The 12506-nt window shown below is 43.8% G+C and carries 12 protein-coding genes and 1 tRNA gene; all 13 read right to left on the bottom strand.

Features of this window, described 5'->3' with window-relative positions:
- Positions 1-298: 298 nt before the first annotated feature.
- A complete protein-coding gene (gene secG, locus A5294_RS02795) occupies positions 299-547 on the bottom strand; it encodes a preprotein translocase subunit SecG (RefSeq protein ID WP_004119067.1) in 249 nt (82 codons plus the stop codon).
- A gap of 61 nt (positions 548-608) precedes the next feature.
- Complete coding sequence (gene tpiA / locus A5294_RS02790; protein ID WP_064340411.1) at positions 609-1415, bottom strand: triose-phosphate isomerase; 807 nt, start codon at positions 1413-1415, stop codon at positions 609-611.
- 163 nt (positions 1416-1578) lie between these two features.
- The gene (gene pgk / locus A5294_RS02785; RefSeq protein WP_064340410.1) at positions 1579-2784 is read right to left on the bottom strand and encodes a phosphoglycerate kinase; all 1206 of its coding nucleotides are present in this window, start codon (positions 2782-2784) and stop codon (positions 1579-1581) included.
- A gap of 739 nt (positions 2785-3523) precedes the next feature.
- A complete protein-coding gene (gene whiA, locus A5294_RS02780) occupies positions 3524-4471 on the bottom strand; it encodes a DNA-binding protein WhiA (RefSeq protein ID WP_004119060.1) in 948 nt (315 codons plus the stop codon).
- Between the two features lie 200 nt (positions 4472-4671).
- The gene (locus A5294_RS02775; protein ID WP_064340409.1) at positions 4672-5181 is read right to left on the bottom strand and encodes a LytTR family DNA-binding domain-containing protein; all 510 of its coding nucleotides are present in this window, start codon (positions 5179-5181) and stop codon (positions 4672-4674) included.
- Positions 5182-5319: 138 nt separating this feature from the next.
- Positions 5320-6138, bottom strand: coding sequence for a histidine phosphatase family protein (locus tag A5294_RS02770; protein WP_064340408.1), 819 nt, complete (start codon positions 6136-6138; stop codon positions 5320-5322).
- Positions 6139-6162: 24 nt separating this feature from the next.
- Positions 6163-6549, bottom strand: coding sequence for a ribosome silencing factor (gene rsfS, locus A5294_RS02765; protein WP_064340407.1), 387 nt, complete (start codon positions 6547-6549; stop codon positions 6163-6165).
- 36 nt (positions 6550-6585) lie between these two features.
- Entirely contained in the window at positions 6586-7995 is a 1410-nt protein-coding gene (glmU, locus tag A5294_RS02760; RefSeq protein ID WP_064340406.1) for a bifunctional UDP-N-acetylglucosamine diphosphorylase/glucosamine-1-phosphate N-acetyltransferase GlmU, read from the bottom strand.
- A gap of 114 nt (positions 7996-8109) precedes the next feature.
- Positions 8110-8180 (bottom strand) — tRNA-Gln (locus tag A5294_RS02755).
- A gap of 91 nt (positions 8181-8271) precedes the next feature.
- The gene (locus A5294_RS02750; RefSeq protein WP_032835511.1) at positions 8272-9294 is read right to left on the bottom strand and encodes a ribose-phosphate diphosphokinase; all 1023 of its coding nucleotides are present in this window, start codon (positions 9292-9294) and stop codon (positions 8272-8274) included.
- Positions 9295-9390: 96 nt separating this feature from the next.
- A complete protein-coding gene (gene nadD / locus A5294_RS02745; RefSeq protein ID WP_004106489.1) occupies positions 9391-10203 on the bottom strand; it encodes a nicotinate-nucleotide adenylyltransferase in 813 nt (270 codons plus the stop codon).
- Positions 10193-10711 carry a hypothetical protein gene (locus A5294_RS02740; RefSeq protein WP_064340405.1) on the bottom strand — a complete coding sequence of 173 codons (519 nt, stop codon included), beginning with the start codon at positions 10709-10711 and terminating at the stop codon, positions 10193-10195. Before A5294_RS02740 ends, nadD begins: the two co-directional genes overlap by 11 nt.
- Before the next feature lie 393 nt (positions 10712-11104).
- The gene (locus A5294_RS02735; RefSeq protein WP_082851872.1) at positions 11105-12382 is read right to left on the bottom strand and encodes a glutamate-5-semialdehyde dehydrogenase; all 1278 of its coding nucleotides are present in this window, start codon (positions 12380-12382) and stop codon (positions 11105-11107) included.
- Positions 12383-12506 lie beyond the last annotated feature (124 nt).

Below are 12506 nucleotides of genomic sequence, written 5' to 3'. Positions count from 1 at the left end.
CGAGCCGTAATAATCGCAAGAGGAATTCCGTTTTCGCGCAAACACTTAGCTGCTTTCACAGTTTCGTTGCTTAAAAAGCGCCCTTCAAAAGTATCGGCATCGTGAAGCATGGTGCCATCAAGATCCGCAATTACTAAAGAAGGAGAAAAACGCATAATAATAAACACTTATATAAATAAAATGGGCGAATACAACGGGCAAATAAACAGTGAAGCAAGCTTTCAGTCAAAGCCTGCAAACAAAGCATATAAACAAAAAGCGCACAATCTGACAACCATGCGCTTTTCAAAAAGAATACTCAGATGAGCGAGAACTTAGTCATTAAGTTTAAAGCCACAATCACAGCAACCCAAATTAATGCAATAATAACCGTCCAACGATTTAAGTTCTTTTCTGCAACACCAGAGCTACCAGCGTTCTTCGTTAAACCGCCGCCGAACATGTCGGAAAGGCCGCCGCCCTTGCCCTTGTGCATCAAAATTAACAATGTGAGCAAAATGCTAGTGAGCACAAGCAACACCTGCAAAATAATCTTCACAGTGGACACAACCAACCTCCTGTTTTACAGTACCTGGTTAAGTCTAATAATAACCTTTGACCACTTAAGCTTATTTAGTTTCTAAACGTGTTTGTGCAGCCGTTAGTCGCACAATATTAGCAAGTTCTTGCGCATCAAGAGAAGCGCCACCAATTAAGAATCCATCGACATCTGGCTCTGCGATAAGACTTGAAGCATTAGAAGACGTTACAGATCCGCCGTAAAGAATACGGACAGTATCTGCAACATCGTCACCGAACGTAACACGCAAGTCTTCACGAATAGCCAATGCAGCTTCCTGAGCTGAATTAGCAGTGGCAACCATACCCGTACCAATTGCCCAAACTGGTTCGTACGCAATAATTAAACGCTTAGCTTGCTTCGCATCCAAATCGCGCGTTACATCATGCACTTGCCCTACAGCAAAATCGAGCGCAACACCCTGTTGACGTTCTTTAAGACTTTCACCAACGCAAAGAATTGGCTGCATTCCTGCGGCAAGAACAGCTCGAACTTGATCAACTATATTTGCATCATCTTCAGGATGATACTTGCGTCTTTCAGAATGACCAACAATAACCATTGAGCATCCAAGACTTGCAAGCATATCTGCAGAAACATCACCAGTAAAAGCTCCTTGAGCAGTAACAGAAACAGCTTGAGCTCCGTACAATATTGGCAAATGGTCAGACTCAACAAGAACTTGCACGCTTCTTATTGAAGTAAAAGAAGGCATAAGTGCAATTTCACAATCGTGATAGTCGTAATGCGCGTCACGCAGTAGCCATGCAAATTTTTGTATAAAATGCGTAGCTTCGCGGTGGTTGAAATTCATTTTCCAATTACCAGCGACTAACGGCTTTCTTTTGGAAACCATAATCACCCTTAAAAGTTTACGATTGAGATTAATAGTATTGCGCAAATTAGTGTTATGCCGACCTCGATTTACAAAGCGAATTCATAAAATCGAGAGTCGGCATAAACGGAAATATTTAGTTTATACTTGCTCGCGTAAATATTACTTACTCAAGCAACATTACTTACTCAAGCACGCTCAAACCTGGAAGAGTTTTGCCTTCCAAGAACTCGAGAGAAGCGCCGCCGCCAGTAGAAATGTGCGAGAAGCCATCTTCTGGGAATCCAAGGTTGCGCACTGCAGAAGCAGAATCGCCACCACCGACGATAGTGAAAGTGCCGTTCTTAGTTGCATCGACCAAGCCCTGGGCTACAGCGCGAGTACCAGCTGCAAACTCTGGAACCTCGAACACACCCATAGGACCGTTCCAAACAACAGTCTTGGAGTCAACAATCTTGTCGTGGAAAAGCTTCTGAGAGTCAGGACCAATATCCAAGCCCATCTTGTCTGCAGGAATAGCGTCTGCTGGAACTACTTCTGGAGCAACTGGAGTATCCCCTGCTGGGAAGCCAGCATTCACAACAATATCGGTTGGAAGTACAAGCTCAACGCCGTTCTTCTTAGCGGTTTCAATGTAGCCCTTAACCTTCTCGAGTTGATCCTCTTCAAGCAAAGAAGTACCAACTTCGTGACCCAAAGCCTTGAGGAATGTGAACACCATACCGCCGCCAATAACAAGACGATCAGCCTTAGAAAGCAAATTCTCAATAACGCCAAGCTTATCGGAAACCTTAGAGCCACCAAGTACAACAGTCAAAGGACGCTCTGGGTTTTCAGTTGCGCGAGAAAGTGCCTTAACTTCCTTTTCAACAAGCAAGCCTGCAGCTGATGGAAGATCGGCAGCAACATCGTAATTTGAACCCTGAGCGCGGTGCACAACACCAAAGCCGTCGGAAACAAATACTTCGCCAAGAGAAGCAATCTTCTTAGCGTAAGATGCGCGCTCGGAGGCATCCTTGCTGGTTTCTTCAGCGTTGAAACGCACGTTTTCGAGCAAAACAACATCGCCATTATTCATGGCAGCTACCTTAGCTTGAGCATCTTCGCCGTAAGTGTCTGCAGCCAAAACAACATTTGTGCCGAGCAATTCACCTAAACGCTGCGCAACTGGAGCCAAGGAAAGCTCTGGAACAACCTGACCCTTTGGACGACCAAGGTGAGCCATCAAAATCACCTTAGCACCCTGCTCACGCAAAGCCTTAATGGTTGGTAAAGCAGCACGAATACGACCATCATCAGTAATCGTCGTACCCTTGAGAGGAACGTTAAAATCAGCGCGAACCAATACGCGCTTACCACTCAAATCTCCCAAATCTTTCAGTGTCTTCATTGGTATCCTTTCCAAACCATATTGGCTTACCATATTTGACTTACATACTGGCTTACCGTGCCGGCTTACTTCGTTCAACAAAACGCAAAATCAGCCTCAAACATCAACACATTGCCGGGTGCAATTATACCGCACATCTTCAACAATCCCTATGAACAACGCAGCTTTGCACCAGTACTATGCTAACGTTGCGTCTGAAGCTTTGCAGTAATGCTTTGCAAACGTTGCTTATGAAGCTTTGCAGTAATGCTTTGCTAACAGCGATTATTTGTTGCTTAGTGAACTTTAACAGTATTGCTCTGCGGACGTTGATTTCTTACTGTCCAAAGAACACTAGCGTCATTGCTGCTGCACACGCCATACCAGGCACCCCTACTACCACGCCAAAAACAACGGTGGGTGAATTTACGAGTGGGAGATAGGAATTGCTTGGTCGAGCAATATAAAAGCGGAACGATAGTAATAATCTTGTTGATGAATACTATTTTTGCAGAAAAAGTAAGTAAAAAAAAACTAAACTTAACTACACAACCGCTAAGTCCAAATAAGGTATAAGAGCGGAGCGCTGCGAGACAAGTAATTCCTATCTCACACAACCACTCCAGAAACCCGCCAGCCAAACACCAGCCAAAAACAAAAAACGGCAGAAACTTTACGCGCATGTAAAGAAAAAGTCGGTTGCACGCCAAAAAACGGCAGAAACTTTACAGTTACGCACACAAACCACGCAAAACCAGCATTAAAGCTGCTGCATACGCGACTTCTCAACTTTCGCCGAAAGCTGCAAAAGTCTACGAATTCGCCCTGCAATCGCATCCTTTGTAATAGGAGGATCAGCCAAGTGACCAAGCTCTTCCAAACTTGCGTCGCTATGCTCAAGACGAAGCTTTCCAGCCATTAACAAATTATCCGGAATATCGTCGCCCAAAATATCGAATGCGTGACGAACCTTTTCGCATGCCTCAGCAGCAGCCTTAGCGCTACGACGCATATTCGCATCGTCAAAATTAGCCAAACGGTTTGCTTTTCCGCGAGCTTCACCGTCCGAACGCTTACCGGTCCATTCGCGAGCAGAACGAGGAGCACCAATCAAAATCAACATTCGCTCAATTGCGTCAGAATCGCGCAACGTCACTCGCTCAGAACTACGAACCTGACGAGCCTTGGCGCTAATGCCAAGTCGCGCTGCCATAGTTTGCAAAGCATTTGCAGCCTCATGAGTTGGGCAAACAACTTCCAAATAACTAGCTTTGCCAGGATCCGAAATAGCACCGTGAGCCAAGAAAGCACCACGCCAAGCTGCTTTGATTTGGGCGATACTTCCACCAACAATCTCAGGTGCAAGACCCGCAACAATTCTCATACGTCGATCAAGAAGACCAGATTGCAAAGCCAATGCTGCAGCACCACGCTCAACTACCACGTCATAGCGAACTACAGTGCCCGTAGGAGTTTGACGAGAAACTTGAGCAATTGTTGCTTCCCTCTGGAAATGAGTTTTCAATACCTCAACAAGCCACTGAGCTGCACGCTGAGAATCTAACTGAGCGCGAATAACAGCCTGATTATTTACTGGCCTTAAGCCGCCAGCAAAGCGCATCATTGCTGCAGCTTGAGCCATAATGACAGTCGGGAGCTCATTGTTGTTTGAAACGAGTTCATTTTTGACGTCGTCAAGAAGAGCCAAGGGACAACCTCCTACTTTTGTTCTTCTTAAAATATGAGTGCTGTTGGGTACTTGCATGATGCTGTGGCACACGACATGCCCGGCTTTCTGTGATACAGAATACGTTGGACATTTTACCGGTTTTTGCACATGCTTTACATGCTTTTAGTACAAGAKTTTTATATTTGACTACATTCCAGCTACATTCGTTATTACTATAACTACATCCCTAAGCGCTTTTTGAACCCAGCTAAGCATCTGCGACTAATCCACTCAACACTTCCATCGTCCATTTTTACGCTCATACTTCCACCAAATCCTGGATCGACTCGAACAATGCGATTCAAGTTCACGATTGCGGATTTAGATATGCGCACAAACGACGCGAATTGCGGATTGTCAAAATCCATTAGGCGCTTGTAAGACACGCACTCGCCTTTATCACCGTGAATGATTACGCGCGAATTTTCAACGCAAATCATAATCACATCTGGCTCATGCATAACAATAATCGAATCGTTAATATAACCGTATATGAATGGATTATTGTTGCTCAACTTATCTGAAGTATTAATTTCAGTATTATTTTCAGCACTTCTTACATTTGCATCATTGGAGTCAATGCTTTGTAACTGAGCGATAATGTGCTTAAGCTCATCGTCAATATTGTGAATTGACAACTGAACTGACTGCTCTTCCTCAGGCGGAACGATAGCAATAGTTACTTTCATCAAGCCTCCTTTCCGTACACTACTGTTAGCGTTTGTTAGCTTTTTGTTTTGTAATTTTGACTATACGGCACTGTAAATAGTCTGTCTTTACAAAATCGCTAAACGGTAGCTTTCGGTAATTAAGCGGTAAAGGAGAGATTACGCAGCACCCCAAATGCGAATAAGACGCTGGCTTGTAGGGTCAGCTGCAGGGCCTTGATCATAAGCATCCAAACGCCAATGAATCGAACCATCCGCATTAAGACTTGGAATTAAGCGCGCCCAGCGACCATTTCCCATGCCGCCAATCGTCTTGTAAGAAGGATCTACTTTATCTAATCCAAGCAGCTTATGAACAGTTTGCGAAAGACAGGAACCATGCGAAAATACTAGCAAATCACGGTCTGCGCCAGTTTTGCGAGTCCAATCTTCTACTGCAGCAGCAGCGCGCTCTCCTACTTCCTGCTTAGCTTCAGCACCATGACGAAGCTCTCCGCCTTTACCTTCAACCCAAGCTTTGAAATCTTCCGGCCACTGCTCGCTAATCTGCTGACGATTCAAACCTTCCCACTCGCCAAAGAAACGCTCGCGCACACCATTTTCAACATGCACATGAAGCCCAATCTTATCTGCAAAAGCATGAGCAGTCTGTTGAGCACGAATAAGTGGAGAAACAATAGCCACAAAACTCGCGTCCGCTTCTTCCGGCGTAATGCGCACGTGTTCAGCGCTGTTCGGGTCCTTTGGATCTTCTAAATCAGAAGCACCAAAAAGCACGCGCAAAGCTTTTCCAGAGCGAGTCACCTGATCCATTCCAGACTCATCCAAAGCAATATCAATCATGCCTTGCAAACGAAACTGTGCATTATACGGAGTTTGACCGTGGCGAATAAGCATAACAGAACGAGCAATTCCTTCATGCGCACTATTAATGGAATTATTTACGTTACTCGCAACATTTTCTACGAAATCAACCATGGTTTGTACCGTACTTTCTTCTTATTATTCAGTTTCGCTAGCATGCTCTGGCAGTTGCAAATCGATTGCCGGGCAATCATTCCACAGGCGTTCCAAGCGGTAGAATGCTCGTGCTTCCTCATGCATTACATGAACTACAAAATCGCCAAAATCAAGCAAAATCCACTGTGCTAATTCCAAGCCTTCACGAGATAAAGCCTTGCGTTTGTTGTCTTTCAAGTACAAATCTTTTTCGATTTCTTCTGCAACAGCTAATACTTGACGCTCATTTGAAGCAGAAACAACTAACATAGCATCCGTAATACCAAGCAAATCGCTTACATCAAAAGCCTGCTCGTTCGTTGCTTTCAAACGGTCTGCAGCAGCGGCAGCAATACGAATTGCACTAATTGAACTTTCTAAAGCTGTCATAATGTTACTACTCCTTAATTCTCCAACAAACGCTTTTTAGCGTTCCCAAGCTGGCTTCCAGCCCTCTACAACGTGCTGAGTATTTTCCGAGTACACCATAGAATCAGCCGGAACATCGTGACGTACCACCGATCCAGCGCCGGTAGTAACATCATCTCCCACAGTAACCGGTGCTACAAACAGGTTTCCTGCGCCAACGTGAGCACCAGAACCAATCGTAGTATGATTCTTATGCACTCCGTCATAATTTGCAGTAATCGTACCGCCGCCAATATTCGTATGCTCACCCAAATCAGCATCGCCAATATAGCTTAAATGAGGTACTTTAGTGCCATTTCCAATATGAGCTTTCTTCATTTCTACGAAAGCTCCTGCCTTACTTTCCTCACCAAGTACGTTTCCTGCACGCAAATACGTCCAAGGACCAATGTTTGCAGCCCTACAAATATGCGATTCCTGTACGCGCGAACGTTCAACCACAGCATCCTCATCAATTTGCGCATCAATAAGAGTCGTGTAAGGGCCAACTACAGCACCACTTGCAACCGTAGTACGAGCTTGAAGGAAGCACCCAGGAAGCACAGTAACATCTTGTGCGAGCGTAACACTATCTTCAATCCAAGTAGTATCAGGGTCAAGAATAGTTACACCTTCAAGCATCCATTTTTCGCACACACGCTTATTATGTGCTTTTGCGAGCGCAGCTAATTGCACACGATTATTTACGCCTTCTACAGTAAGCGGATCTAGAGCAGACATTGCACCAACATGACCAAACTTTCGAGCATGTTCCAAAGCATCAGTCAAATAGAACTCACCTTGAGCATTTTGAGCGTTAAGATCTGCAATCGCGTCACATAACACAGTCGCATCGAATACATATACAGAAGTGTTCACTTCATGAATAGCAAGCTCTCCAGCATTTGCATCCTTATGCTCAACAATACGCAAAACGTCACCGTTTGCTTCGCGCACAATACGACCGTAGCCAGTTGCATCGTCTAATACTGCTGTAAGAACTGTTGCCACATTGTTATTATTATTGTGAAAATCAACTAAAGACTGCAAAGTTTGCGTATCAAGTAGCGGCATATCGCTTGCGGCAATCAGCACAGCTCCTTTTAATGCTTCACCAGTTTCGTTTTTAGCAATTTCATTAAGATCTTTAATAGCACATTGCACTGCTCTGCCGGTTCCAGGAGTTTCGTCCTGATTTACAATATGCACATTTTCGTTATAGCTAACAGCAGCAGCAGCTACGCGTTCAGCCTGAGCATGCACAACTACAGCTAGTTTTTTAGGATTTACGCCATTCATGGCATCCATAACACGATTGAGAAATGTTTTACCAGCAAATGGATGTAGTACTTTTGGAGTTTCTGAACGCATACGCGTCCCATCGCCTGCTGCCAAAATTATTGCCGCAGTTACATCATGCTTTTCCACGCATACGCTCCTTATACTATTTCAATAAATTTCGCTGTATGTAATTCTATTACTTATTAGCAGCGTTCAAAACAAAAAACGCCACCCGATTCAACGAGTAGCGCTTCAAGTAAGCTCCCTCACCTGGATTCGAACCAAGACAAAGGGTTCCAAAGACCCGTGTGCTGCCATTACACCATGAGGGAACGGCGGAAAAACCGCCAAGTCACTATTATGCCATAATATCGAAAAACGTCAAATTGGCGCGCCGAAAAGCAAACCGCACAAAATCAATACTTAAGCAAATAAGAATCCTTGTCCGTGATGCTCAGGATAAGTGTCGAAAAGCTTAGCAACCGAACCATCCTCAAACACTGCTTTAATAGCGCTTGCAAGAAGCGGAGCAATTGAAAGAACAGTCAAACCATCCCAACGCTTCTCTTCTGGAATAGGCACAGTATCAGTCAAAACAACTTCCCTAGCACCACAAGACTTCAAACGTTCGACTGCAGGACCAGAAAGCACGCCGTGAGTTGCAACAACTGTAACAGACTTAGCTCCAGCTTCCTTCAACACATTGCAAGCTCCTGCAATAGTTCCTGCAGTATCGATCAAGTCGTCAACCATAACGCAATCGCGTCCAGCAACGTCACCAACGACGCGATTTGCAACCGTCTTATTAGGGCAAGTGATATCGCGAGTTTTGTGCACAAAAGCCAAAGGACCGCCGCCTAAGCGCTGAGCCCACTGTTCTGCTACGCGAATACGACCAGCATCAGGAGACACAACAGTCACATTAGCAAGATCATCGCGGAAACGATCACGTACGTAATCAACCAAAACTGGCATAGCAATCAAGTGATCAACAGGACCGTCGAAGAATCCTTGAGACTGAGCTGCATGCAAATCGACGCTCATAATGCGATCAGCACCAGCAGTCTTTAGCAAGTCAAACATCAAGCGGCAAGAAATAGGTTCACGACCGCGATGCTTTTTATCTTGTCGAGAATAACCAAGCAACGGGCATACTGCAGTAATTGAACGAGCAGAAGCCCTCTTCAAAGCGTCAATCATAATTAACTGTTCCATAATGGACTTGTTAACAGGATCACTGTGGCTTTGAATAACGAATACATCTGTACCACGCACAGATTGCGTATAGCGAACATACATTTCACCATTAGCAAAATCGTATGCCGTAGTTTCAAGTACATCAATTCCAAGCTGATCAGCTACATCACGAGCAAGCTTCGGATGTGCGCGACCGGTAACGAGAACAAGGTTTTTATCTGGCTTTCCTTCAAGGACGATGCTCACCATATCTCCAAACATTAGTTCGCTTTAATTCGCGAAATGAACATAATCAATACTAACTTTTTGCACAGACGATAAACGACAAGCCTACAAAATCAATAATTACGCACGATACAAACCATGCTTAACTATGTACTGAACTACTCCATCTGGAACTAAATACCACACCGGCTCACCATGCTCAGCTCGACGACGAACATCAGTAGAAGAAATAGACAACGCTGGAATCTCTAAAATATCAACCGGCAAATGCGTAGAATCACAATGAACCATATCGTCACGATTCGCTGCAATACCAGTATCATTCGTATGCATTTGGCGAGGCATTAACGGAGAATTAGAATCTGCTAACTTTTCTGGCCTCGAATAGCCAGGACGAGTAACAGCCACGAATCGAGCCAAATTCCACATTTCGCGCGCATTTTTCCATTGCATTATTTCAGCAATAGCGTCAGCTCCAGTAATAAAGAAAAGTTCCGCATCAGGATGTTGAGCACGTATATCTCGCAAAGTATCGATAGTATAAGTAACTCCAGGGCGATCAATATCAACCCTAGAAACAGTGAACTTTGGATTGGAGGCTGTTGCAATAACAGTCATTAAATAACGATCTTCTGCATTCGTAACTTTTTTATCAAGCTTAAAAACAGGCCTACCGGTAGGAACGAAAATAACTTCGTCAAGATCATAAACCCAAGCAACTTCTGAAGCAGCAACCAAGTGACCATTGTGTATTGGATCGAATGTGCCGCCCATAATTCCAATGCGCTGACGCTCGTGCACATTGCCACGAGTAGAAGTACGTTTATGAACTGAATTCACAACCGCAGGAGGAGCCGCTTCTTTACCAGTAAACGCGCCATGAAATAGGTCAGACATGCGACGTTCTGCATCTTCGTGAATTTCAGGACTCATTCGCTTCAGATTCCTTGTCTTCCACTTGAGTTTCATTCACTAACCCAGATACAACATTTGCGCTATCCGGATTAATATTGCCCATTTCTTCATCCCACTCATCTTTTACGACACGCTGGATTTCGGCAAAAGTTGGAAGAGGGAAATCTGGTTGATACGCACCACGAATTTTCGCTACAGATTCCGAAATTTTAGCAAGCATGGATGTCATGCCATCAATATCATGATCACGTTCTAATTCGCTAAACTTAATAATATTCTTTTCCATATTGCGAACATTTTTAAGAACATTATTAAACGAAGTTTCATCAGGAATAGTCACATCATTCGAATCAGAATCTGGCCAGCCCATTAACACTGCGTCAGCATACTCAAGCGATGAACGTTGCGATGCAGAAGCAATACCATCTTCAATTTGCACCAAAAAAACATATCGCACAATGGACAAACGTTCAGCAGCAATATCAAGCGCTTCAGCTGTACTCAAATTCACGTCATTATTAGGCATACTCTTACCTTACCGCCACGTAACTATTAAAACCAGTACGTCTATTTTTTAATTTGCTTACTGTGGCGCGAGTTTTGGGGGATTTCTCTCCTCGCAAGTTCCCGTCCTTCGTCGCTCTGGCTGTTAAAGATTTTACTGTCTGCTTTGTTCTTAAAATAATGTTGCTTCCTCAGTCCTCTTTTATTGCTCGTAAAGAAATCCCCCAAACTCTACATGTCAATCGTTAATAACCGTGCTCATCGCAGAGATTTTTCGATTTTTCTTCTTCACTCGGCTTGTCAGCAGCCTTCGGCTCTGACGTCCGCCTTCGTTCAGTGCGAAAAATCTCAAATCTCTACCACACGAATATTCACACGACTGAATAGTAGTGCGCATTGAGATGTAAAAAATAAACTATAAACGTATTTGCCCATCTCCGTAGCCGATCCATTTGGTTGTTGTCATTTCAAGCAAACCCATAGGGCCTCTCGCATGCAATTTTTGCGTAGAAATACCAAGTTCTGCACCGAAACCAAACTCGCCACCATCCGTAAAGCGCGTTGAAGCATTTACCATAACTACAGCGGAATCAACACTTGCAATAAAACTTTGAATAGTTGAGTAATCTTCAGCAATAATGGTTTCAGTATGGCCAGTAGAATATTTCGCAATATGAGAAGCTGCATCAGTATAATCATCTACAACTTTTACACCCATATTCAGCGACAAATATTCTCGCTTCCAATCTTCCTCAGTGGCACGCTCAAGCTGCAATCCTTGAATATTAGCGGATTGCAAAATATCGTAAGATTTATCGTCTGCATGCAAAATTACATTATGCTCAGCTAAAGCAGCAGCGATTTTTGGCAAAAATTCTTGCGCAACAGCTTTATGCACTAATAATTTTTCAGCAGCGTTGCACACGCCCACTCGTTGCGTTTTTGCATTAATAATAATAGGTACAGCTTTTTTAATATCAGCGCTTTTATCTACATAAATATGTACGTTTCCAGCTCCAGTCTCAATAACAGGAACCGTAGATTCTTGAACAACTGCTGCAATAAGATTTGCACTACCTCTAGGCACAAGCACATCAATATGACCGTGAGCATGCATCATTGACGTAGCTCCGTCTCTTCCTAAATCATCAACAGACTGAATCAAATCAGCACTAAAGTTAGAATTTTTAAGAACCGATTGTATAACTTCAATACTCGCCTGATTCGTATGAAGAGCCGCGCTTCCGCCTCGCAAAATCGCAGCATTTCCAGATTTAATACACAAAGCAGCTACGTCAATAGTTACGTTTGGACGAGCTTCGTAAATCATTCCCATAACGCCCATTGGAACTCTAATTTGCGAAAGTTTAATTCCATTAGGAAGAGTGTATCCGCGAACTACTTGACCTACAGGATCTTGCAATTGCGCAATTTTTCGCACGCTTTTTGCAGAAGCTTGGATTCGCTCTTCATCAAATTTAAGCCGATCGAGCTTTCCAGCATCCATTCCCTTAGCTTCAGCTTCTTTAAGATCTTTTTTGTTAGCCTCAGCAATATTTGAAGCTGCAAACTCTAAAGCATCTGCCATTTTTTCGAGAAGCGCATTTTTTGCGCGAGTATCTGCATGAGCAAAATTACGCCACGCTTTGCGCGCACAATCAGCACGAGCATTCACTAAATCATCAACAGACAACGTTCCCCCTATAGATTATTTGCCTAATCGCCAATTAATTAATAGTAAAACAAAAGCATTTATATATATGAGATTAGCACACGCCCATTCGCCCAGCGCTTCAGGTACCATAATTTGATATAAG

Source organism: Gardnerella sp. 30-4 (genome assembly GCF_001641215.1).
Lineage (GTDB): Bacteria > Actinomycetota > Actinomycetes > Actinomycetales > Bifidobacteriaceae > Bifidobacterium > Bifidobacterium leopoldii.
This window is presented reverse-complemented; position numbering and strand designations above follow the sequence as displayed.